The organism is Halomonas elongata DSM 2581 (assembly GCF_000196875.2).
Lineage (GTDB): Bacteria > Pseudomonadota > Gammaproteobacteria > Pseudomonadales > Halomonadaceae > Halomonas > Halomonas elongata.
This window is the reverse complement of record NC_014532.2, coordinates 2,229,902-2,252,558: the sequence shown is the minus strand read 5'-3', so window position 1 is coordinate 2,252,558 and position 22,657 is coordinate 2,229,902. Positions and strand designations below refer to the sequence as shown.

17 protein-coding genes are annotated in these 22,657 nt (G+C 65.2%); all 17 read left to right on the top strand.

Annotated features, from left to right (window positions below; translation table 11 throughout):
• Positions 1–2: 2 nt before the first annotated feature.
• The 17 genes from HELO_RS10615 to HELO_RS10535 all read left to right on the top strand — a co-directional run bounded on the left by HELO_RS10615 (position 3) and on the right by HELO_RS10535 (position 22,651).
• Complete coding sequence (locus HELO_RS10615; protein ID WP_013332681.1) at positions 3–980, top strand: tetratricopeptide repeat protein; 978 nt, start codon at positions 3–5, stop codon at positions 978–980.
• 223 nt (positions 981–1,203) lie between these two features.
• Positions 1,204–2,256, top strand: a complete 1,053-nt coding sequence (locus HELO_RS10610; protein WP_013332680.1) for a hypothetical protein — start codon at positions 1,204–1,206, stop codon at positions 2,254–2,256.
• Between the two features lie 455 nt (positions 2,257–2,711).
• Positions 2,712–3,230, top strand: coding sequence for a type VI secretion system contractile sheath small subunit (tssB, locus tag HELO_RS10605; RefSeq protein WP_013332679.1), 519 nt, complete (start codon positions 2,712–2,714; stop codon positions 3,228–3,230).
• 30 nt (positions 3,231–3,260) lie between these two features.
• Positions 3,261–4,748 (top strand): type VI secretion system contractile sheath large subunit, encoded by a 1,488-nt coding sequence (gene tssC, locus HELO_RS10600; protein WP_013332678.1) that lies wholly within the window; start codon positions 3,261–3,263, stop codon positions 4,746–4,748.
• A gap of 4 nt (positions 4,749–4,752) precedes the next feature.
• Positions 4,753–5,187, top strand: coding sequence for a type VI secretion system baseplate subunit TssE (gene tssE / locus HELO_RS10595; protein WP_013332677.1), 435 nt, complete (start codon positions 4,753–4,755; stop codon positions 5,185–5,187).
• A gap of 7 nt (positions 5,188–5,194) precedes the next feature.
• A complete protein-coding gene (tssF, locus tag HELO_RS10590; protein WP_013332676.1) occupies positions 5,195–6,958 on the top strand; it encodes a type VI secretion system baseplate subunit TssF in 1,764 nt (587 codons plus the stop codon).
• Positions 6,922–7,941, top strand: a complete 1,020-nt coding sequence (tssG, locus tag HELO_RS10585) for a type VI secretion system baseplate subunit TssG (protein WP_013332675.1) — start codon at positions 6,922–6,924, stop codon at positions 7,939–7,941. Before tssF ends, tssG begins: the two co-directional genes overlap by 37 nt.
• Positions 7,942–7,945: 4 nt before the next feature.
• On the top strand, positions 7,946–9,268 hold the full coding sequence (gene tagH, locus HELO_RS10580) for a type VI secretion system-associated FHA domain protein TagH (RefSeq protein ID WP_013332674.1): 1,323 nt from the start codon (positions 7,946–7,948) through the stop codon (positions 9,266–9,268).
• Positions 9,265–9,819 carry a type VI secretion system lipoprotein TssJ gene (gene tssJ, locus HELO_RS10575; protein ID WP_013332673.1) on the top strand — a complete coding sequence of 185 codons (555 nt, stop codon included), beginning with the start codon at positions 9,265–9,267 and terminating at the stop codon, positions 9,817–9,819. The genes tagH and tssJ overlap by 4 nt, the downstream gene beginning before the upstream one ends.
• Positions 9,819–11,153, top strand: a complete 1,335-nt coding sequence (gene tssK / locus HELO_RS10570) for a type VI secretion system baseplate subunit TssK (RefSeq protein ID WP_013332672.1) — start codon at positions 9,819–9,821, stop codon at positions 11,151–11,153. Before tssJ ends, tssK begins: the two co-directional genes overlap by 1 nt.
• 3 nt (positions 11,154–11,156) lie before the next feature.
• The gene (gene icmH, locus HELO_RS10565) at positions 11,157–11,972 is read left to right on the top strand and encodes a type IVB secretion system protein IcmH/DotU (RefSeq protein ID WP_013332671.1); all 816 of its coding nucleotides are present in this window, start codon (positions 11,157–11,159) and stop codon (positions 11,970–11,972) included.
• Between the two features lie 26 nt (positions 11,973–11,998).
• Positions 11,999–14,620: a type VI secretion system ATPase TssH gene (gene tssH / locus HELO_RS10560; RefSeq protein ID WP_013332670.1), complete on the top strand. Its 2,622-nt coding sequence runs from the start codon at positions 11,999–12,001 to the stop codon at positions 14,618–14,620.
• 16 nt (positions 14,621–14,636) lie between these two features.
• On the top strand, positions 14,637–16,247 hold the full coding sequence (locus tag HELO_RS10555) for a sigma-54 interaction domain-containing protein (protein WP_232519592.1): 1,611 nt from the start codon (positions 14,637–14,639) through the stop codon (positions 16,245–16,247).
• Entirely contained in the window at positions 16,244–16,903 is a 660-nt protein-coding gene (gene vasI, locus HELO_RS10550) for a type VI secretion system-associated protein VasI (RefSeq protein WP_013332668.1), read from the top strand. Before HELO_RS10555 ends, vasI begins: the two co-directional genes overlap by 4 nt.
• 11 nt (positions 16,904–16,914) lie before the next feature.
• Positions 16,915–18,354, top strand: a complete 1,440-nt coding sequence (tssA, locus tag HELO_RS10545; RefSeq protein ID WP_013332667.1) for a type VI secretion system protein TssA — start codon at positions 16,915–16,917, stop codon at positions 18,352–18,354.
• Positions 18,355–18,399: 45 nt separating this feature from the next.
• Positions 18,400–22,053 carry a type VI secretion system membrane subunit TssM gene (gene tssM, locus HELO_RS10540; protein ID WP_013332666.1) on the top strand — a complete coding sequence of 1,218 codons (3,654 nt, stop codon included), beginning with the start codon at positions 18,400–18,402 and terminating at the stop codon, positions 22,051–22,053.
• Positions 22,037–22,651: a GNAT family N-acetyltransferase gene (locus tag HELO_RS10535; RefSeq protein WP_013332665.1), complete on the top strand. Its 615-nt coding sequence runs from the start codon at positions 22,037–22,039 to the stop codon at positions 22,649–22,651. The genes tssM and HELO_RS10535 overlap by 17 nt, the downstream gene beginning before the upstream one ends.
• The last annotated feature ends 6 nt before the right edge of the window (positions 22,652–22,657 follow it).

The window sequence follows — 22,657 nt, the reverse complement described above, 5'->3', positions numbered from 1 at the left end:
GGATGCGCCTTGCCCACCATCTTTTCACCATTATATTGCTGACTCTTCCCGGCATCGCCGCCGCACTTGAGCCTGAGGTTCAGGCTGCCAAGGACGAAGGCATGCAGCTCTATAATATCGGTGAGTCGACAAGAGCCTTGCCGTATTTGGAACAAGCCGCCGAGGCCGGCGATGTGGAGGCCATGTACTACATGGGCGAGGCAGAGCGACGCCAGAAGATGGGCGGAATGACGCTTAAAGCCATGAACTGGTATCTGAAGGCAGCCGAACAGGGCGATCCCTATGCCATGTTGCGGCTTTTCGAGGGCGGTGCCTGCATCGCCGGTGATGAGTGTCCGGAGGACGCCGAGGGCTGGCGCGAGAAAGCCCTGGCCGAGACCTTGCCCAGGGCTGAGGCCGGTGATACTGACGCCATGCTGGCGCTCTACCATGTCTACCGCCTGATGGACGATAGAGGTGAGGGCGTCGACTGGCTGGAAAAAGCGGCGGAAGCGGGCAATCCCGAAGCCCAGACGCGGCTAGGCATGAATATTCGTGGTGGCCAGGGCTGGTACTTCTTGGAGTCCAGGCGTTTGGAGGCTGCCGAGGAATGGTTTAGAAAGGCCGCTGAGCAGGGCTATGTGCCGGCGATGGATGCGTTGTCTGCTGTTCTAAGCAATCTTGAAAGGTATGAAGAAGCATGGGAGTGGACGGTAAAATCATCCGAGGGCGGAGATCTTAACGGCCGTAAATGGCTAGCAAATTGCTACCTGGATCCTGATGATGCACCTCGCTGCAATACTGAAAAAAAGCCTGTTATAGGCTGGGCAATTCTATATGCCATTAATGAAGAAGTAGGTGGCCCGTCATCAGAGAGAAGTATGCGGCTTCGTCGCGACCAAGTAACAGATGAACAGCGTGAAGAAGCAAAATCTATAGCCGATGAATGGCTACATAAGCAGCCACCTCTATCCAACTTTCCCCCGCGTTTTGGCTTCTAAAATGCGATGCTCATGGCCCTCTGCGATGCTGGTCTTGGCATGGCTGGTATGTCCTCTGTCGGCTTCTGCCCTCGAGCCCTTGGTTCGGACTGCCAAGGGCGGGGCAGGCGTCTTTAGAGCAGCATGAATAGATCGAGGTGCAGCCATACTTGGAGCAAGCCGCTGAGGCTGGCGATGGTAGAGGCCATGTATTTTGGTCGATCACCGAGGTGGAGGTTCGGCTATGAGTCTGCAGCAAACTTCCTATGCCGAGGATGCCTATCGCGCTGCGGCCATTCCGCCGCTGCCTGAGTCTCCCAAGCTTCGTGAGCGGATGGGAGAAGACCTGTTGCCGTTTGGTGACTACGCCGACATCGAACCTTACCAGCAACTCTGTGATGATGCCGGGGTTGTTCAGTATCAGGAGAAACAGCCCCCGGAGTTTTATAAGTCTCAGGATTGGTGGTGGAGCCATGAGCGGATTCGGTTTCTTAAGAGTCAGATGGGATTGTCCATTCTTCTCATGGCCGTGCCCGTTATTTGGCTCATGACTTTGCTAGGCATTGTTTGGTATTCAACAATCAATATTCCACCACTATTGTTTGGTAGGGAAGCTCTTGGCGCTTTTGTAACAGTTTTTATGGCACTGCTTGGTTCTTTTGCCGCTATCGTGGTAGCTGTCTATTCATCTCAAATTGTTATGAACTTTATCGTGTGGCTATTTCATCCTCTTCGCGCCTTGCTGCATCGCTGGTTCGACCGCTACACCGAGGATAGGTGTAGCGAATTCAACCGCCAAACTGGCCGTGTAAGCATGGCCCAAGGGAAGAAGAAAACTCCCCTTGTAGCCCCTTTTATTGAATTTGATGGCTATGTCGAACGTGTGGTCCAGCGCGGCGGGGTGTTCTACAAGCTGATGCTGGTGCATCGCTATACAGGGACGGAGTTCCACCATACCTCGTTCAGCCAGACGGTGGCGCACAAGCAGGAAGTCCATGCTCAGTGGGACATGCTGCAGCGTTACATGGATGTCTCTCAGCCCCTTCCCGATGTGCCTCGCCTGGAGCCATTCCGGGATTGCGACCCCGTGACGGCGGAGCACGACCGCAAGACGGGGCGTGATCCGCGCTATTGGCGCGATCTCGATATCGAGGCCTGGAAGGAGGGAGAGGGGGCCGCCTTGCTCAAGGCCCAGATGGATTATCCCTGGCAACAACAGCGGTGTCTGCTGACTCCCAGGCTTGGGCAGGTAGAGATGGCGGTATATCGGGAGCAGCGGCCCACTTCCATGGCGTAAGCCAAGGTTGCGGTGTCGCCCGTATGGTTCGGGCCAGGGGAATGGGCGCGCTGTAGTGGAGGTAGCACTTCATGACCTGCCGCAGAATTTCTTTGTGTAAGTGATTTCATTTTTCTTTTGTACGATATTTCCTACAAGGGCAATCGGGGGTATGGGTCCGTGCAATGATCCCTTCAAATTCGCTGATATTGGAAGATTTTGGTGACATTTGTTGAGGTGGGGTGTGTATTAGATAATGTTGTTTTACATTCCGCCGGCTTTTGATATGGCATTCTACAGCGAGGCGATGGGTGTTATGCTCGCGGGCTTTCAACGGGTCGGTTGACCGGCCCACTCCTCGCCGTTTGACGGGCTGAGGCACGTTTGTCGCGATCGTTTGCTCCGATCCAGCAGGTTCGGGGAGGGCGGTCGGGCAAGCCCGAATCGAGTCATCATTTGCAGAGAGAAGGTTCGCCATGTCCAAGGAAGGGTCCGTTGCGCCCAAAGAGCGCATCAATATCAAGTACGTTCCCGCCACCGGAGATAAGCAGGCCGACACCGAACTGCCCCAGAAGCTTCTGGTGGTCGGTGATTTCAAGGGCGGCGTCGAAGAGACTCCCATCGAGGAGCGCGAAGCCGTCTCGGTGAACAAGGACAACTTCCAGTCCGTGATGCGCGAGGCTGGTCTCGGGCTGCGGACCAGCGTGCCGAACCGTCTCGAGGAAGGTGATGAAGATGAGGCCCGCGAACTGGGGGTCGATCTGCAGTTCAACTCTCTGCAGGACTTCGCGCCAGACAGCGTGGCGCGCCAGGTGCCTGAGCTGCGCAAGCTGGTCGAGCTGCGCGAGGCGCTGGTGGCTCTCAAGGGGCCCCTCGGCAACGTGCCGGCCTTCCGGGAACGCCTGCAGGCCTTGATTGAGAGTCCCGAGACCCGGGACCAGCTGTTGAACGAGCTCGAACTTCTCGACAGCGAATCCCCCTCGAGCGATTCCTGATTTTTCCTGCATGGAGGCGAGGCACGCATCATGACCGAATCTACCCAATCCCAGGCTCAGAGCCAGGCTACCGAGAGCACCGAAGACGTCTCCCTGCTTGATCAGGTGATGGCCAAGACACGTATGGCTCCTGCTGATGAAGGCTACGACGTGGCCAAGCAGGGGGTCGCAGCTTTCATCAGTGAGCTGCTCAAGAGCGATGACGGTCAGCAGCAGGTCAACAAGTCGGTCGTCGATCGCATGATCGTCGAGCTGGATCGCAAGATCGGTCACCAAGTCGACGAGATTCTCCACGATCAGGAGTTCCAGCATCTGGAATCGGCCTGGCGTGGCCTCAAGTTGTTGGTCGATCGCACCGATTTCCGCGAGAACATCAAGCTCAACGTGCTGCATGCCACCAAGGAGGAGTTGCTCGAGGACTTCGAGTTCGCCTCCGAGATCAGCCAGAGCGGGCTCTATCAGCATGTCTATGCCGCCGAGTATGGCCAGTTCGGCGGCGAGCCGGTGGCGGCGATGATCGGGCATTACGATTTCACGCCCTCGGGCCCGGACATCAAGTTGCTGCAGTATGCTGCCTCGGTCGGGGCGATGTCCCACGCACCCTTCCTGTCCTCGGTGGCGCCGAGCTTCTTCGGCATCGACAGCTTCGAGGAGCTGCCCAACATCAAGGACTTCAAGGCGATCTTCGAAGGGCCGAAATACGCCCGCTGGCGCAATCTGCGCGAGTCCGAGGATGCTCGCTACCTGGGGCTGACGGCGCCGCGCTTCCTGCTGCGCACGCCCTACGATCCGGTAGAGAATCCGGTCAAGTCCTTCCATTACCAGGAGTCGGTCAGCGAGAGCCACGACGATTACCTGTGGGGCAATACCGCCTACCTGCTCGCAGAGCGCCTGAACGACAGCTTTGCCAAGTATCGTTGGTGCCCGAACATCATTGGTCCGCAGAGCGGCGGGGCAGTGGAGAATCTGCCGATGCACACCTATGAAGCGTTGGGTCAGGTGCAGAACAAGATTCCCACCGAGGTGTTGATTACCGACCGTCGCGAGTTCGAGATGGCCGAGGAAGGTTTCATCTCGCTGACCATGCGCAAGGGCAGTGACAACGCCGCCTTCTTTTCCGCCAACTCGGTGCAGAAGCCCAAGTCCTTCCCCAACACGCCCGAAGGGCGCGAGGCCGAGACCAACTACAAGCTCGGCACCCAGTTGCCTTATCTGTTCATCGTCAATCGCCTGGCTCACTACATCAAGGTGCTGCAGCGCGAACAGATAGGCTCCTGGAAGGAGCGCCAGGATCTCGAGCGTGAACTCAACACCTGGATCCGCCAGTACGTCGCAGATCAGGAGAATCCGCCCGCCGATGTGCGTAGCCGACGCCCGCTGCGTGCCGCCTCGGTGCAGGTCTCCGACGTGGAAGGCGATCCGGGCTGGTACCAGGTGTCGCTGGCAGTACGCCCGCATTTCAAGTACATGGGTGCCAACTTCGAACTGTCGCTGGTGGGCCGTCTCGACAAGGATTGAGTCCATGACCGCTTTCAGGGATCGAAGCGGACTGCTCGGTGCTCGGTTGTTCGAGCGCCTGTCGTCGCCGGCGCGTCCGGCACCGGAGGGCGACGAAGCAGTCGAGGCCACCCTGGCCTCCATCAAGCGACACCTGGTCGACCTGCTCAACAGCCATCCGGGGCACAGCGAATGTGCCCCGGAGCTGGGTCTGCTCGACTTCAATGACGCCACGCTCGGTGTGCTTGACCTCGAACTCAAGGTCGAGCGTGCCATACGCGAGTGCATCGAGCGCTTCGAGCCGCGGGTGAGTCGCGTTCAGGTCGAGACACTGCCCAACGAGGGTACCCCGTTGCAGTTGCGCTTCCAGGTCCAGGCCACTCTGGACCTGGGGCATGATTCGACCCAGACCACCATCGACCTGCTGCTCAACGACAAGCGCTACCAGTGCCTGAACTGAGACCGACATGCTGAACCGCTACTACCGGGACGAACTGGACTTTCTGAAGCGTCAGGGGCGGGAGTTTGCCGAGGGCAATCCCGGACTCAGCCGTTTTCTGTCCGAGCAGAGCACCGATCCCGATGTCGAGCGCCTGCTCGAGGGCTTCGCCTTCCTGTCGGGCCGGTTGCGGGAGAAGGTCGATGACGAGTTCCCCGAGCTGACTCACTCGTTGATCGGCATGTTGTGGCCCAACTACCTGCGGCCGGTGCCGAGCATGACGGTGATGCAATTCACCCCGCACTGGCACGGGCTGAGCGGCGCCCAGACCGTACCTCGTGGTACCAGCCTGGCCAGCCGCGAGGTCGAGGGTACGGCTTGCAGTTTTCGTACCTGCCACGAGCTGACGCTCTACCCACTGGCCCACGATGGGGTCACGGCGCACCATTCCCGTGAGGCCTCGGTGGTCGAGCTGGATCTGGCGGTGCACAGCGATCAGCCCCTCGATGCCCTGGGCGTGGGCGACCTGCGCCTGCACCTGGGCGGCAATGGCTACACGGCCCGTACCCTTTATCTGTGGATGAGCCACTACCTGGCCGGTATCGAACTGGAAGTCGACGGCCTGCGCCTGCCGCTGCCCACGCACCTGTTGGCGCCGGTGGGCTTCGCTGCCGAGGATGCGCTGCTGCCGTATCCGCGCAACGTCTACCAGGGCTATCGCATCCTGCAGGAATACCTGTGCTTCCCCGAGGCCTTCCAGTTCTTCGACCTGCAGCGCCTGGGCGATTACCTGCCGGCGCGTCTGGCCGAGCGGATGACGTTGCGCTTCACCTTCTCGCGTACCCTGCCGGCGGATGCCCGGGTAGGGGACGACAGCCTGGCGCTGTACTGCACGCCGGCGATCAACCTCTTCGCCCATGACGCCGACCCGGTGGACCTCAGTGGCGAGCGCAGCGAATATCGTATCCGTCCCAGCAGCCGCTTCCCGTCGCATTACGAGGTGTTCAGCGTCGATGATGTGGAGGGATGGCTGGAGAGCGAGAGTGGGCGCATCCGCGGAGAGCCTCGCCGATACGTGCCTTTCGAGAGTTTCGAGCACCAGATCGAGCGCGATCGGGGGCGTGAAGCGCGCTACTACCGGGTGCGTGTGCGCGACAGCCTGCGTGGCGACGGTTTCGACCACGACATCGCCTTCGTGCGTGGCGACGAGCAGGCTTGTCTGGGGCTGCGCGAGACCATCTCGCTGCGCCTGACCTGCAGCAATCGCGAACTGCCCGAGCGGCTGACGGTCGGCGATATCTGCGTGCCCACCGAGGATAGTCCGGCCTTTGCCGAGTTTCGCAATATCATCCGGCCGACCCCGACCATGCGACCGACCCTGGACGGCAGTCTGCTGTGGACGCTGATTTCCAATCTGTCGCTGAATTACCTGTCATTGCTCGACCGCGACGCCCTGCGGTCGGTGCTGCGGGTCTACGACTTCCGGGCGCTGGTCGACCGCCAGGCCGAGCGCATCGCCCAGAAGCGCCTGGCCGGCATCATCGATATCAAGACCGAGCCGGTGGACCGGCTTTACCGTGGCCTGCCAGTACGCGGGCTGCGCTCCGAGATGACCCTGGATCAGGAAGCCTTCGGCGACGAGGGGAGTCTCTTCCTGTTCGCCAGCGTGCTGTCCCGGTTCTTCTCGCTGTACGCCAGCATCAACTCCTTCCACGAGTTGCACGTCACCAACCTTCACAACCGCGAGCGCTACGCATGGACCTTGCAGTCAGGCCAGCAGCCCCTGATGTAGCGCTCGCCCCCCTGGTCGACGGGGCCCGGCGCTACGACTTCTATCAACTGGTGGAATTGCTTCACCGGCACTACGGCGACGATCTGGAAGGAGATCGGGAGGCCGATCCTGCCGCCGAGCGAGTGCGTTTCGAGGCGTCGGCCTCGTTGGGCTTTCCGGGCAGCGACATTATCGCCCTGGAGCCCCAGGATGCCGAGCGTTACACCATGCGCGTCAGTTTCCTGGGGCTCCAGGGGGCCCAGTCGCCATTGCCGGGTTACTACCTGGAGGCCATGGCCCATGCCGAGGCGCATCGCGAAGGCGCGGCCGGGGACTTCCTGAATCTCTTCAACCACCGGGTGCTATCGCTTCTGCATCGCGGCTGGCGCAAGTATCGCCACCATGTGCGTTACCAGGACGGGGCCGAGGACGGTTTCTCGGCGGCAATCTTCTCCCTGGTCGGGTTGGCCGATGAGCGGTTGCGCGGCGAGACGCCGATCAACTGGAGCAAGATGCTGGCCTATGCCGGTCTGCTGGCTGGCCGTTCGCGCTCGCCGGATGTGGTAGCGGGCATCGTCGGCCACTGCTTCGATCTCGACGGCGTCGAGATCGAGCCCTGGGTGCACCGGCGGGTCGAGATTCCATCGGACCAGCGCACTCGTAGCGGCCTGAGCGGTTCCACATTGGGCCAGGATATGGTCGCCGGCGGCTGGGTCGACGATATCAGCGGCAAGTTCGCACTTCGTATGCGCGGCCTGGACTTGACCCGTTTCCGCGATTTCCTGCCCGACGGTCGCGACCATCAGGCGCTGCTTACCCTGATGGAATTCGTGCTGCGTGAGCCTCTGGCCTATGACCTGGAACTCGAGCTCCTGGAGCGCGACGTGAAGCCCATGCGCCTGGGCGAAGGAGGCAGTTGCCAACTGGGCTGGACGACCTTCGTCAAGCCCGAGGCAGGCACGGCGGCCCAGCGACGCCGGGTGCGCATTCAGATGACACGGTGAACCCATGAACGAGACGTTTCCCCAGCAGCAGGCCATCACTCTGGTGGTCACCAACAGTGAACGGCTCGAGGGCCGCTCGACCAGCAGCCACGTCTTTCCGGCCGAGGGCGGAACCCTGGGCAGCGGATCGTCCGACGACTGGCTGCTGCAGGATCACGCCAACCGGGTACGCCCCGGCCATGCCGAGATCCAGCGCCTGGACGGTCGTTTCTGCCTGATCGACCGCTGTGGCCAGACCTTCGTCAACCGCGCGACTCTGCCGATCGGTCGCGAGCGCCGTGTGGCGCTGCGCGACGGTGATGAGTTGCAGGTAGGGGAATACTGGCTGCGGGTGCACATGGGCGACCGTCAGGCCGCTGTCGCCGGTGTGCAGCCACTGGCAACCCTGGTCGACGAGGAACACGAGACGCTGGAGGGCGCCGAGCCGGTGTCGGCCACCGCCGTCGTGACGCGGCCCCAGCATGACCCGCTGGAGGCACTGGGCGAGGTTTCATCGGCGCAACGTCATCAGGATCCCATGGCCGCGCTGGCCGACGAGACCATCGCCGGCGAGGACGATCATCACGAACTGCTCGATGCCCTGGACGGGCAGGGCGCTACCGCTGGTGCGCCGGCCGCACCAAGGCAACGAGGTTACGAGGACCCCGACATGAATGAACACCTGCTGAACGATCTGGAACGCTCGGTCGGCGAGCAACTCGAAGAGCGCTGGCAAGACGAGCCAACAGGAGAGGTCGGCCACGTCGGCGCCTCACCGTTGCTGCAGACCCTGGGCGGCGAGTTGCGCTTCCGTGACAGTGCCGAGCAGCACGCCTTTCTCGAAGAGGCGGGGCGCACCCTCAAGGCCACCGTGGAAGGCCTGCTGGCACTGCACCAGGCCCACGACGGTAGCCGTTATCCGCTGCGCGACCGTCGCCTGCAGCCCATCGAGGACAACCCGCTGCGCCTGGGGCAACCCTATGAGCAGACACTGACGACACTGTTTGCGGCCCAGCGCAGCCCGGTGCATCTCTCGGCGCCGGCGGCGGTGACCGAATGCCTCGAACACCAGCAACAGCACCAGGCCGCGGTGGAGGAAGCCATCGGGACGGCGCTCAAGTCGATTCTCGATGCCTTCTCGCCGGATGCCTTGCTCAAGCGCTTTCATGCCTATCGCGGTGCAGGTCGCCAGGGTGATGACGAAGGCGGCTGGGCCTGGGAGATGTATCGCCACTACTACCAGGAGCTCAACTCGGGTCGGCAGCAGGGCTTCGAGAAGCTGTTCTGGGAAGTCTTCGAACAGGCCTACGACCAGTCGGTGCGTCGCCAGCAGCGGGAGGACGCATGATCCCCCGGCGGGCCGGGGCCGCGTCGCTGATGCGGTGCCTGGCACTCGGCAGCATGCTCCTGGCGCTGGCTGGATGTGCCTCCACTTTCGAGGCCACCGGCAAGACTTTCCAGGTACTGAAGGACCCTTCGATCCCGGTGGGATATCCGGAGGATCGTCCGTCACGGGTCGATCTGAGCATGCTGGCCGCGCCCAGCATGAACCCCAACGCCCAAGGCGAGGGTACGCCTCTGCGCTTCCAGATCCTGCAGCTCAAGGACGACTCGATGCTGATGTCGGCCGATCATCGCCAGTTGCAGGAGGACCTCGAAGAGGCGCTCGGCACCAACTACCTGACCCATGACGACTTCACTCTGCTGCCCGGCCAGTTCAAGTTCTACGAACCGTTCGAGGTAGAAGAGGACACCCGCTACATCGGCATCATCGCCTTCTACTCCAACCCCAACCAGGCGCAGTGGAAGAAGGTGGTGGATATCGATGATCGCGGACGCGACTACCACCTGCTGGTACATCTGCTGAAGCGCGAGGCCGCGCTGAGGAAGGAAACCTGATGGCCAGTCGCAATCCCGTGGTCTGGAGTGAAGGGCTGTTCATCAAGCCCCAGCACTTCCAGCAGCAGCAGCGCAGTCTGGAAGGGCTGATCGACACCCGTCTGCGCGGCGTCGGTGGCCACCTGCACGGTTTCCTGACCCTGACGCTCAATACCGAGTATCTGAGCTTCGGGCGCATCGCTCTCAGCCAGGCCAGTGGCGTGCTCCCCGATGGCACTCCCTTCCGTCTGCCCGACGACGACCTGGAGCCCCCGGCGCTGGAGATCGCCGATGCCTCGGTGGCCAATCAGGTGGTCTACCTGGGCGTGCCGCTGGCAACCGATGGTGTGGCCGAAGTGAGCTGGGAGACCTCGTCGCTGCCGTCTCGCTACCGTGCCGAAACGCGTGGCGTGCGCGACCTGCACTCTCGGGCCGGCGACCTGGCCGATCTCGACCTGGCGCGTGTCGCCCCGCGGCTGCTGCTCGAGCAGGAAGACCGCAGCGCCTACGCCTGTCTGGCGGTGGCACGGATCCTCGAGCGACGTCCGGATGGCAGCCTGGTGCTCGACGAGGCGTTCCTGCCGACCCTGCTCAATGTCCAGGCGGCGCCGGTGTTGCAGCGTTTCGTCGGCGAAATGGCCGGCTTGATGCGCGAACGGGCCCGCAATCTGGCCCAGCGGTTGGCCACTCCCAATCAATCCGGAGTCGCCGACGTCGCCGACTTCATGCTGCTGCAGTCGCTCAACCGTGCCCAGCCGCGTTTTCAGCACCTGGCACGACTCGGTCACCTGCATCCCGAGCGGCTCTACGCCGACATGCTCGAGGTTTGTTGCGAACTGACCACCTTCACCGCCGAGTCACGGCTGCCTCCGGAATTTCCGGCCTATGACCATGACCGGCCGGAGGCCGCTTTCCGGCCGCTGATGCAGAGCCTGCGCCAGTCGCTGTCCACCGTGCTCGAGCCGCGCGCCATGGCCATCCAGCTGCAGTCGCGCCGCTTCGGGCTCAAGGTTGCCACCCTGGCCGATCACAGCCTGCTCGACGATGCCGACTTCATCCTGGCAGTGCGTGCGGACCTGCCGCCGGAACGCTTGCGCAAGCTGTTCGTGCAGCAGACCAAGGTGGCCAGCGTCGAGCGTATTCGCGACCTCATCAGCCTGCAGTTGCCGGGCATCCCGCTCGAGCCTCTGCCGGTGGCGCCGCGCCAGTTGCCGTTCCATGCCGGTTACACCTACTTCCGTCTCGACCGCCAGAGCGAGGCCTGGAGCATGCTGCGCGGCGCCAGCGGCTTCGCCTTCCACGTTGCCGGTGACTTCCCGGGACTGGAAATGCAGTTCTGGGCGATCAGGAGCTAAGCCATGAACGAACTCGCCACCCACGACGACGCCCGTCGCCATGAGGACAGCATCGATATCCAGGGTCTGGAACGGCTGATCCACAGCGACGCCGACCATCTCGATGCCGATGAGGATTACTGGTTCCGCTTGCGTGGCCATAACCTCAATCCGCTGGTGGACGCTGCCGGTTCGCTGCTGGGCATGGTGGTGCGGGTCCGCCAGCTCGACCGGCTCGACGACATCGAGCGCCTATACCGCCAGGTGGTCGACGAGATCGCCGCCATCGAGGTCGAGCTCACCGAGCAGGGCTATGACCGGCCGACCCTGCTGGCTTACCGCTATGTGCTGTGTTCCTTCATCGACGAGGCGGTGATGAGCACCGACTGGGGCCAGCAGAGCCAGTGGGCCGGTCACTCGTTGCTGACGCGTTTCCACAACGAGACCTGGGGTGGCGAGAAAGTCTTCTCGATCCTCGGCCGGCTGCGCCAGGAGCCACGTCGCTACCGTGACCTGCTGGCCTTCATCTATCTGTGCCTGTGCCTGGGCTTCGAGGGCCGCTACAAGGTCATGCCCCATGGCCGCGAGGAATACGAGCAGGTGCTGCGCGAACTGGGCGACCAACTGGTGGCCCTCGACGAGCCCGGCGAAGAGGGCCTGACCCGCCCGCTGGACAATGTGCTCGCCGATGCGCGTCGCCAGGGCGACGGCCTGCCCCTGTGGGGTATCTTCGCGCTCTTTGCGCTGACCATGGTGGTGGCCTACGCCGGCTTTTCCTTGTCGCTGGAGCACCAGGCCGATCAGGTCGGCCTGGTGCTGGAACGCATCATCAACTCGTAATCTACGGCAACACCGAGGGAGAGACTATGCTCAGGGTAGAGCTTCCGGCACTGATCGGCCGACTCAACGCCATCGCCCGCCAGGGACTGGAAGGGGCTGCGGCACTGTGCGCCGAACAGCAGGCGCCCGAGGTAGGCGTTTCCCATCTGCTGCTGGCCTACCTTGACCAGCCGTTGTGTGACCTGCGGGTGCTCCTCGATGCCGAGGCGATCGAGCCGGAGGCGCTGCGCCGTGCACTCACCGAAGACGCCCGACCGCCCCGCGACCTGGAAGTGGCCACGCCGAGTTTCTCGCCGTTGCTGGTCGAGCTGCTGCAGGACGCCTGGCTGCTGGCGAGTACCGAACTCGAGCATCGCGAACTGCGCACCGGGGTGATCTTCACCGCTCTGCTGCATCATGCCGGCCGTTACCTGGGGCCACAGGGCGAGCGGCTGCTTTCCGGGATCAATCGCGAGCGGTTGCGTCGCGACTTCGTCCGGCTGACCCGCGACTCCGCCGAGGCCGCCGTGGCCGAGGACGTGCAGCCGGCTCGCGCCGGTGGAGCGGCCGGCGATGACAGCGCCCTGGCACGCTTTGCCACCTCGCTGACCGAGCAGGCGCGTCGCGGCGAGCTCGACCCGGTACTGTGCCGCGACCCCGAGATCGACCAGATGCTCGATATCCTGGGCCGGCGCCGCAAGAACAATCCCATCGTGGTGGGCGACGCCGGGGTCGGCAAGAGCGCCGTGGTCGAGGGGCTGGCATCACGCATCGTCGAGGGTCGCGTGCCTTCGGCGCTGGCCGGCGTCGAGCTGGTGTCGCTGGACCTCGGCGCCCTGCAGGCCGGGGCCTCGGTCAAGGGCGAGTTCGAGAAGCGCCTCAAGGCGGTGATCGAAGAGGTCAAGGAGGCCGCTGTCCCGACGCTGCTGTTCATCGACGAGGCCCACACGCTGATCGGCGCCGGCAATCCGGAAGGTGGTGCCGATGCTGCCAACCTGCTCAAGCCGGCATTGGCGCGTGGTGAGTTGCGCACCATCGCCGCCACGACCTGGCGCGAATACAAGAAGCACATCGAGAAGGATCCGGCGCTGTCGCGGCGTTTCCAGCCGGTTGCCCTGGGTGAGCCGGACGTCGAACAGGCGCTGGTGATCCTGCGTGGCCTGCGGGACGTCTACGAGTCGACCCATGGTGTGTTGATCGGCGACAGCGGTCTGCGTGCCGCCGCCGAACTCTCGGCGCGCTACCTGGCTGGACGCCAGTTGCCGGACAAGGCCATCGACGTTCTCGACACCGCCGGTACCCGGCTGGCCCAGGCGCTGGATACGCCGCCACGCCGACTCAGCCATCTGATGAGCGAGCAGTTGGCCGCCCAGCGCGAGCACGACCAGCTCGAACGCGAGGCGCTGCTGGGCCGCACCCCCGATGCCACCCGGCGCGATGCCCTGGCCGAACGTCTGGCCCGGCTGGACGAGGAACGCGAGACCCTGGAGGCTGCCTGGCGCGAGCAGCGCGATTGCGTCGATGCCATCCTGACGCTGCATCGCGAACTGCTCGATGACGAAGGCGACGACGATGAGAGCGACGCCGCCGAGACACGCGAACGGCGGACAGCGGAGCTGGCCGGGCACGAAGCGCGCCTTGCCGAGCTGCAACGCGAGTTTTCCCTGGTCAATGCCAGTGTCGAGGAGGCCCAGGTCGCCCAGGTGATCGGCGACTGGACCGGCGTGCCGGTGGAGCGCATGACTCGCGATGAGCTGGCGCGACTCACCGAGCTGCCGGATGAACTGGGACGGCTGATCAAGGGCCAGGACACGGCCATCGAGCGCCTGCACCGCCATCTGCTCACCGCCCGCGCCGACCTGCGTCGCCCCGGCCGTCCGCTGGGGGCCTTCCTGCTGGTCGGACCCAGTGGGGTAGGCAAGACCGAGACCGTGGTGCAGATCGCCGAGAGTCTCTACGGTGGCCGCCAGTTCCTGACCACCATCAACATGTCGGAGTATCAGGAGAAGCACACCGTCTCGCGGTTGATCGGCTCACCGCCCGGTTACGTGGGCTTCGGCGAGGGTGGTTTGCTGACCGAGGCGATTCGCCAGCGGCCCTATTCGGTGGTGCTGCTCGATGAAGTCGAGAAGGCCCATCCGGACGTGCTCAACCTCTTCTACCAGGCCTTCGACAAGGGCGAACTGGCCGATGGGGAAGGGCGCGTCATCGATTGCCGCAACGTGTTGTTCTTCATGACCTCGAATCTCGGTTACGAGGCCGTGGTGCGCCATGCCGACGACCACGAGGCCATGGATGCGGCGCTCTATCCAGTGCTGGCCGACTTCTTCAAGCCGGCGCTGCTGGCGCGCATGGAGGTAGTGCCCTACCTGCCGCTGTCGCGGGACATTCTCCACGATATCGTCTCCGCCAAGCTCGAGACCCTGGCCGGGCGCATTCGCGACCGCCATCGCCAGGCCGAGGTGGTGCTGGAGCCGACGCTGGCCGAGGCCATCTGTGCCCGGGCCACGCGCAGCGAGAATGGGGCCCGGATGCTCGAATCGATAATCGACGGTGAGCTGTTGCCGCCGGTGTCGCGGGCGCTGCTCGAGTGCATGGCACGCCAGGAGCCGGTGGCCCGGGTTGCGCTCGGCGTGGATGAGCACGGCTTCACCGCGGAGGTCGGGTGACGTGAGAGGCGACGGCGTGCGCGACGAGACGAAGACGCTCGCACCGGTCCCGGCGCTGGCTGGCATGGCCGAGGCGCTGCGGCTGGTCGAGGGCGGCTCGCCTGCCGAGCTGCGGCGGCGCAGCGTTTCGCTGTTGCGCGAGCGCCTGGCGCTGCCCTGGGTACGTTGTCTCGCCCTGGACGCTAGCGGTCGTTGGCTGGAAGAGGAGGGCGAGGCGCCGAGCCTGGCCTGCGACGACTTCCGCCATCCCTATGCTCATGCCATCCGCAATGGCCGGCCGCTTGCCCTGGGGCTCGGCGAGGCCCGTACGCGGCTGGACCACGAGGCCTTTCAGGCAGCGACGGCCGGGCTGCCCGCGGCCTGGCGGCTGGTGGTTCGCCCACTGCGCGCCTGCGACGGCAAGCGCGAATGGCTCGGCGTGCTGGCCGTCGCAGGGCCCGCCGAGCGCGTCGAGGCGCTGATCGAGTGCGACGACTATCTGGCCTTCGAAGCGCTGCTGTGTCGTCTCTGGGCCTGGCTGGTCCGCCAGCATGACGAACGCCGTGACCAGGCCAGGCTGCGTGACTCGCTGGCCGAACTCAATGACGGCGCACGCCGGCGCACCCTCAGCGAACGTCTCGGGCGACGCATTCTCGGTGAGTCGCCGGCCATCCGCACGTTGCGCGATCAGTTGGTGCGTGCCGCCGAGACCAACCTGGCGGTGTTGCTGCAAGGCGAAACCGGTACCGGCAAGGAACTGGTGGCGCGTGGTATCCACGAGGTCTCGGCGCGCCACGAAGGCCCTTTCCTGGCGGTCAACTGCGCGGCGATCCCCGAGAGTCTGCTCGAGGCCGAGCTGTTCGGCCATGTACGGGGAGCTTTCTCCGGCGCCGAGCGTGACCGCGAGGGGCTGTTCGGCGAGGCCGATGGCGGCACCCTGTTCCTCGACGAGATCGGCGACATGCCGCTGGCACTACAGGCCAAGCTGTTGCGTGTGCTGGAGACGGGACGTTATCGACCGCTGGGCGGTGACCGCGAGCGACGGGTCGACCTGCGCCTGGTGGCAGCGACCCATCAACCGCTGCATCGTCGCATTCGCGAAGGCAGCTTCCGTGCCGACCTCTACTACCGGCTCGGCCAGTTCCCGCTCACGCTGCCCGCGCTGCGTGAGCGACGCGAGGATATCCCCGTGCTGGCCCAGGCCTTCATCGACGATTTCTGTCGGCGCGAGGGTCGCGAGGACATCGGCCTCGGTCGTGCCGTGCTGCGTGCGCTCGACGACCGCGACTTCCCCGGCAATGTGCGTGAGCTCAGAAACCTCATCGACTATGCCTGCGCCATGACCCGTGATGGCGAAAGCCTCGCCCCCGAGGCACTGCCCGTTGCCAGTGCCTTGCCGGGTGCCGAGGACGCGGCGGGCGAGTCGCCCCAGGGCGGAGAGGCCAGCCTCGATCCCGGTACTGGAGGCGAGCCTGGTGGTGGAGAGGTCTTCGATCTGCGCCGAGCGCTGCGCGACTACGAGGCGACGTTGATCCGCCAGCGGCTGGCCCGTTTCGACGGTAACCGCACCCTGGCTGCCGAGAGTCTGGGCCTGCCCAAGCGCACTCTGGCCCACAAGTGTCGACAGCTCCAATTGGATAGCCCATGAACGCGATCGATCTTCTTCCCGGCTTGCGCCCGCTGGCCGGCTTGGCCCTGGTGTTGGTCGCCGGACTGTCTCCGGCTCTGGCCGAGGACCAGGATCCCCGGTTGTCGGCGGCCGAAGCCTGCGCCGAGCAGCCTTCCCGGCTGGGGCGGCTCGAATGCTACGACGCGCTGTTCCGTGAGCGTCCCGCGGCGGAGGCATCGGAAGGAGCGCGCTCGCCGCTGTGGCAAGCCGTTGCCGACCAGGAGGCTGAGCGGGGCGACGGGGATGTCGGCGTGCTGGTACGCGAGACCCCCGACACGGTGCTGATGAGTGCGCCGGCGCTGGGCACGGTACCGCCTCGCCCGCTGCTGGTGATCAGCTGTGACGACGCCATCACCCGCTTCCAGCTGCACCTGAACGAGCCCCTCGAGGCCTCGCGAGTGTCGCTTACGCTGCACGGCGATGGCGTTGACCTCGAACAGACCTGGCGGGTGCTGGACGAGGGCCATGTGGTCAGCGGCGGGCGAGGGCTGCCGGCCATCGGCACCCTGAAGCGTTTGCTCGGCAGCGAGCGGCTGCAACTGGGCAGCGAACAGGCCGCCCTCGACGGGCTACGTTTCGATCTCGAAGGCTGGCGCACGGCGATCGAGCCGCTGCGCACCCAGTGCCGCTGGTAGCGAGGAGGATCATGCGCATCACCCAATCCAACCAGCTCGAGCCATTGCTCGCGCCTCTCGCCGAGGGAGTCGGCGAGCCGGTGACCTCGCACGAGGACTATGACTGGCTCGACGAGGAGATGATGAAAGTCGGCTCGCTGCAGCATGGCGAGGTCGACTGGGCCGGTGCCGAGACGCGGGCCGCGCGGCTGCTTGCCGAACACGGCAAGGATCTCAAGGTACTCGGCCACCTGCTGCATTGCCTGCAGCACGACGCCGATCCGGTGCGCTTCGCGCTGTCACTGGAACTGCTGGTCGGTGCCCTGGATGGCTGGTGGGTCGAGGCTTACCCCTTCGCCGGGCCGCGTGGCAAGCGGGCTCGGCCGAAGCTGTTTCAGCAGTTCGCCCAGCGCGCACTGAAGCTGGCCGGTTCTCTGAACTTCCTGGGGGCTGCCGAGGAACATGCGGCCTGCCGTGAGGGACTGGCGCGACTGCGCGACCGGGCCGCCGACCATGAGCTGCCGGATGAGCCGCTGGCCGATCTGACCCGTCTGCTGGAGCAGGCCACGCCCTCGGCGTCGGAGCCAACGACAGCGACATCTTCGGGGACGAGCGCGTCCGGCACCGATACGGCCGGTGCGGCAACGCCTCCCCGGGAGGCCGACACCGAAGCACCCCGCGCGCCGGAGGCACGGCTCGAGGCCGGCAATGAGCGCGGCAACCGCCAGGCATTGCTCAAGATGGCCGACTTCCTCAATGAGCAGTCGCCGGGCGAGGCGCTCGGCTATCGACTGCGCCGGCATGCAGTCTGGCACGCCATCCAGGGGTTGCCGATGACGCGCGATGGCCAGCGTACCGAGCTGGCGCCGGTATCTGCCGATCGGGTCACGGAGTATCGCGAGGTCGCGACAGGCCGACCGACGCTCGAGGACTGGCAGCGCATCGAGAACAGCCTGGCGTTGAGTCCCTATTGGCTGGAGGGGCACCGGCTGAGTGCCGAGGTGGCCCGGCGACTCGAGCATCCCCGTTGCGCCGAGGCGATTCGCGAAGAGACGGCCCGTTTCGTTGATCGTCTACCGGGTATCGAGGCGCTGACCTTCAGTGACGGCACCGCCTTCCTCGATGCGGAAACGCAGACCTGGCTGGCGGAGACCTCCGGTCCCGGCTCGCCCGTGGCCCCGATGGGTGACGGCGACCCTTGGCAGGCCGGCCTCGAGACGGCCCGCGAACGGCTTGCCGAGGAGGGGCTGGCGCCGGCGCTGGGGGTACTCGACGAAGGCCTGGCGGCCTCGGGGTCGCCCCGCGAGGAAGTCTACTGGCGCCTGGCCAGCGCCGACCTGTTGCACGAGGCCGGGCTCGTTGCCCTGGCCCGGCAGCACTATCAGGCATTGCATGATGTCGTGGCGAGCCTCGAGCTGGAACGCTGGGAACCGGCACTGCCGGTGCGGCTGTCGGCGGCGCTCGGGACATGAATCACGACGATGTGACGGAATTGAAGGGATGAGGGAGCAAGGCACATGTGGAGACGAGTGAAGGCCAGGCTGAGTCGCTGGGTGCCAGGCATGGCCCAGGCGGACAGCCAGCTCAACCAGGCGCGGGGACACGCGAACAGGGCTCGGGGGCTGAAGCGTCTGGGCATCTGGCTGTGGTGGCTGCTGGTCATCGCCCTGTTGGTGGCGATCTGGTGGCTGGGGCCGCAGTGGCAGGCATTCGGGGGACGGCCGTTGGGGCCCTGGGTCAACCGCCTGCTGGCCAGCCTGGCGTTGGCCGGGGTGGTGGCGGTGGTGTGGGGCATCCGCCTGGCGCGACGCCTGCGCACCCTCGATGACGAGCGTCGCCAGGAAGAGCAGCGCCAGGTCGATCCGGTGCTGGGCCAGCTCGAGCGCCAGGAGGAAAGCCTCAATGCCACGCTCCTCGAACTGACCGACAGCCTGGGCGGTGGCGCCAACGCTCGATACAAGCTGCCCTGGTATCTGGTGATGGGCGTCGAGAACGCCGGCAAGACCAGCCTGATCAACCGCTCGGGGCAGAACTTCTCCCTGACCCACGTGATGAAGGCCTCCGGACAGGGCAAGCGCGGGCGACTGGGCTTCGACTGGTGGATCGGCGACAAGGCAGTGCTGATCGATCCCGACGGCGAGCTGCTGACCCAGGGGGCCCTGCAGGGCGGTCAGCCGGCGGAACTCGAGAGTCGGCTATGGGACCACTTCGTCGACTGGCTCGAGCGCCATCGTTCGCGTCGTCCGCTGGACGGCGTGGTGCTGGTGCTCGACCTGGCGCGGCTCAGCGACGCCGAAGTGGCGGTACGCAAGGCCTACGCCTCGCTGCTGCGCGCCCGGCTGCGCGAGTTGATGGAGCGCCACGGCAGCCGACTGCCGGTCTATGTCACCTTTAGCAAGATGGACCTGCTGCACGGGTTCGACGACTTCTTCCGTCACTACTCCCGGGCCGCCCGACGGGCACCGCTCGGCTTCACGTTCTCCGCTGCTTCCCTCGAGCGTCCCGGCCGTTGGGAGGAGGAGTTCGCCGAGGGTTACGACGACATGCTCGAGCGTCTCAACCAGACGCTGCCGACCCTGCTCGTCGAGTGCCGTGATCGTGATGAGCGCGAGGCGGTATTCCGCTTCGTGCGACAGCTCGCCGGCTTGCGCGACGTACTGCTTGGCTTCCTCGGTGAAGCGTTGTCCAGTGACCGTTTCTCCACGGCGGCGCTGGTACGCGGGGCCTACTTCACCTCGGTCTATCAGCAAGGCGTGCCGGAAGATCCCTTCGTCGATGCCGCGGCACGGCGCTACGGGATGACCGACGGTGTGCAGGCGGCCCATCGGGCGACACGCTCGGCACTGTACTTCACCGAAGAGCTGTTCGAGCGCATCATCTATCCTGAGTCGGGGCTGGCCGGCGACAATGCCCGGGCGGCACGGCGTCGACGTCGTATCCGTCGTGCCAGTGCACTGGGCTGTCTGTTCGTCGGCGCTGCCCTAGTCGGTGGCTGGTACCACTTCTACGAGAAGAATTCCAAGGCCCTGGCGGCCGTGGAAGACAAGGCCGAGGCCTTTCTCGCCGTGCGCCCGAGCGACTGGCAGAACGACGATCCTACCGGCTATGCGCTGCTCGAGCCGCTGGACCGCCTGCTCAGCGCCACGCAGGAATTCGGCGATTACCGCTCGCGGCCCTGGCTGCTGGCTGATATGGGCCTCTATCAGGGACACGAGCTGGGCGTCGAGATCGACAATGGTTACCTGAGGTTGCTCGAGGAGCAATTCCTGCCGGCGCTGATGATCGGCATCATGGACGACATGAACCGGGCACCGGAGGGCAGCAACGAGAAGCTGGCGCTGCTGCGTATCCTGCGCATGATGTCCGACGCCAGCGGTCGTCAGCCTCAGCGCGTCCATGACTTCATGGAGGATCGCTGGCAGGAGGCCTTCCCCGGTCGCGGCGAAGTCCAGCGTCGCCTGCTGGCGCATCTCGATTACGCCCTGGCTTACACCGACCTGGCAGGCCACGCCGAGGCCGGCCAGTCCGGCGCTCGTCAGGCCATGGCGCCGCTCGATGGCAGCATCGAGGCCGCCCAGCAGGAACTCGCCCGCCAGCCGATGGCCGAGCGAGTATATGCCTCGCTCAAGTCCGGTATCGATGAACATCGCGCCGCACCGCTGGATCTGCGCTCGAGCGTCGGTTCGAGCTTCAGCCTGGTGTTCATGGCCCGCGATGACAATCCTGAGCTGGTGCGCATTCCCGGCCTGCTGACGCGCAATGGCTTCGAGGATTACTTCCTCGACCAGCTCGACCAGGCCACCGAGCTGGCGCTGGTCGATACCTGGGTGCTCGGCCAGCGGGACGACATCGACTTCAGCGAAGCCGACCACCGTCAGCTTCAGGAAGCCCTGCGCGAGCGCTATATCAGCGACTATCACGTCACCTGGCGCGAGGCGCTGGCCGACATCCGCATGGTGCCGCTGCCCGATATCCATCAGGCGGTGGTGGTCGCCGACGGCCTGCTCAGCGCCAGTCGCCCGCTGGATCGCCTGCTTGGCGAGGTCGCCGACCAGACCCGGCTCTATCCGGAACTGCCGGCGGACGACGAGGCCGCCCGAGCGGCCCTGAAGAAATCGCCGCGCTACCAGCTGGCCAGCGAGATCGAGCGTCACTTCGCCGCGCTCAACGAGCTCAGCGAAGAGCGGGGCGACAATCCCTCCAAGCTCGACGAGATCAAGTCTGCCATCGGTGACCTGCGCGACTACCTGCGCCAGGTCGATGAAGCCGACGAGCGTGGTCAGCGCGCCTTCCTACTGGCCCGCGACCGCATTTCCCTGAAGGGCGAGGATCCCATCGCCCGCCTCAAGCGCATTGCCGAGGACGTCCCGGCGCCGGTGAGTGGCATGCTCGAGAGCCTGGCCGACCAGAGTTGGCAATTGCTGATGGCCAGCGCGGTTCGACACCTGGAGCACCAGTGGGTGGATGAGGTCGTGAGACCCTTCCAGCAGGACCTTGCCGGCCGCTATCCGCTGGCGCCCCAGGCCTCCCGCGAGGTGGCGCTGGCCGACTTCGAGGACTTCTTTGCCCCGGACGGCATTCTCGATGCCTTCTATCAGCGCAACCTCAAGCCTTTCATCGAGGGCGCGCCGGAGGCCCTGCGCACCGACGGGGGCGACTCGCTGTTGCGCCAGGGAGTGCTCGATGCCGTGCAGCGCGCCGAGCGTATCCGCGAGGCCTATCTCAACCGCGACGGTGTGCTCGACGTGGCCTTCAGCCTCGAGCCGCTGAGCCTCAGTGCCGACAAGCGTCGCGGGGTGATCAGCGTCGACGGCCAGTTGATCGACTATGCCCACGGCCCCAGCCGGCGGGTGCCGATGATCTGGCCCAACGGCCTGCGTGAGAGCAACGAAAGCCGGGTCACCCTGGTGCCGAGCGAGGTCAACCATTCGCCGCGCACCCTGCGTCGCGACGGTCCCTGGGCCTGGTTCCGGCTGCTCGACGAGGCCCAGTTGACCGGCACCGGCGAGCGCGAGCTGGAGCTCAGCTTCGAGGTCGATGGTGGCAGCATGCGTTACCGGCTGACCGCCGATGGATCCCGCAATCCCTTCACCCGGTCGCTGGTGGCGGGCTTCAACCTGCCCACGACCCTCTACGCAGCAGGAGGGCCGGACGATGCTGACGACGCTTAAACGCTGGCTGGGCGCGAGTTCGACCGAGCCAGCCGAAGCGCCCGCCGTCGAGCCCGTGAAGCGAGATCCGGCACCGGAGCTGGTCGAGGCCTGCACGGATGACATCGGGCTGCTTCTCGGGGCTGCCCGACGCGCCGAGGGGGAGGGACTCTCCCCCTGGGTGCTGCGCGACGAGACCCGTCTCGAGACCCTGCGCCGCTCGCTCGAGTTCGTGGTCCATCGTGGTCTCTGGCTGCAGCGCGAGGCGGACCGGGTAGCCCACTGGCAGGGCCGGCTGCTGGCCCTGCGCCACGGCGACGGGCCGGTGCTCGGCATGCTGCTGGTATGCCGGCGGGACGACGAGGCCGCCTGGCAACTGCGCTTCTTCTTCATCGCCCCGGAGTGGCAGGGTCGCGGTCACGGCGCCCGGCTGCTGATGGCCGCCCGGCGCGAATTCCGTGGCACGCCGCTGCAGACCCGGCTGCCACTCAAGGGCGCCGCTCCGGCGAGTCTCGAGGCGGCGGGTTTCAAGCGCATGCACGTGGACGCCGGTGGTGTGGCCAGCTTCGAGGCCCCGGCGCAGTGGAACGACCAACGCGAACGCACAAGCGGCGCCTGAACGGCG

Coding starts and splice junctions, on each gene's coding strand:
- HELO_RS10615 (WP_013332681.1), top strand. CDS start 3: ATGCGCCTTGCCCACCATCTTTTCACCATTATATTGCTGACTCTTCCC.
- HELO_RS10610 (WP_013332680.1), top strand. CDS start 1,204: ATGAGTCTGCAGCAAACTTCCTATGCCGAGGATGCCTATCGCGCTGCG.
- tssB (WP_013332679.1), top strand. CDS start 2,712: ATGTCCAAGGAAGGGTCCGTTGCGCCCAAAGAGCGCATCAATATCAAG.
- tssC (WP_013332678.1), top strand. CDS start 3,261: ATGACCGAATCTACCCAATCCCAGGCTCAGAGCCAGGCTACCGAGAGC.
- tssE (WP_013332677.1), top strand. CDS start 4,753: ATGACCGCTTTCAGGGATCGAAGCGGACTGCTCGGTGCTCGGTTGTTC.
- tssF (WP_013332676.1), top strand. CDS start 5,195: ATGCTGAACCGCTACTACCGGGACGAACTGGACTTTCTGAAGCGTCAG.
- tssG (WP_013332675.1), top strand. CDS start 6,922: ATGGACCTTGCAGTCAGGCCAGCAGCCCCTGATGTAGCGCTCGCCCCC.
- tagH (WP_013332674.1), top strand. CDS start 7,946: ATGAACGAGACGTTTCCCCAGCAGCAGGCCATCACTCTGGTGGTCACC.
- tssJ (WP_013332673.1), top strand. CDS start 9,265: ATGATCCCCCGGCGGGCCGGGGCCGCGTCGCTGATGCGGTGCCTGGCA.
- tssK (WP_013332672.1), top strand. CDS start 9,819: ATGGCCAGTCGCAATCCCGTGGTCTGGAGTGAAGGGCTGTTCATCAAG.
- icmH (WP_013332671.1), top strand. CDS start 11,157: ATGAACGAACTCGCCACCCACGACGACGCCCGTCGCCATGAGGACAGC.
- tssH (WP_013332670.1), top strand. CDS start 11,999: ATGCTCAGGGTAGAGCTTCCGGCACTGATCGGCCGACTCAACGCCATC.
- vasI (WP_013332668.1), top strand. CDS start 16,244: ATGAACGCGATCGATCTTCTTCCCGGCTTGCGCCCGCTGGCCGGCTTG.
- tssA (WP_013332667.1), top strand. CDS start 16,915: ATGCGCATCACCCAATCCAACCAGCTCGAGCCATTGCTCGCGCCTCTC.
- tssM (WP_013332666.1), top strand. CDS start 18,400: ATGTGGAGACGAGTGAAGGCCAGGCTGAGTCGCTGGGTGCCAGGCATG.
- HELO_RS10535 (WP_013332665.1), top strand. CDS start 22,037: ATGCTGACGACGCTTAAACGCTGGCTGGGCGCGAGTTCGACCGAGCCA.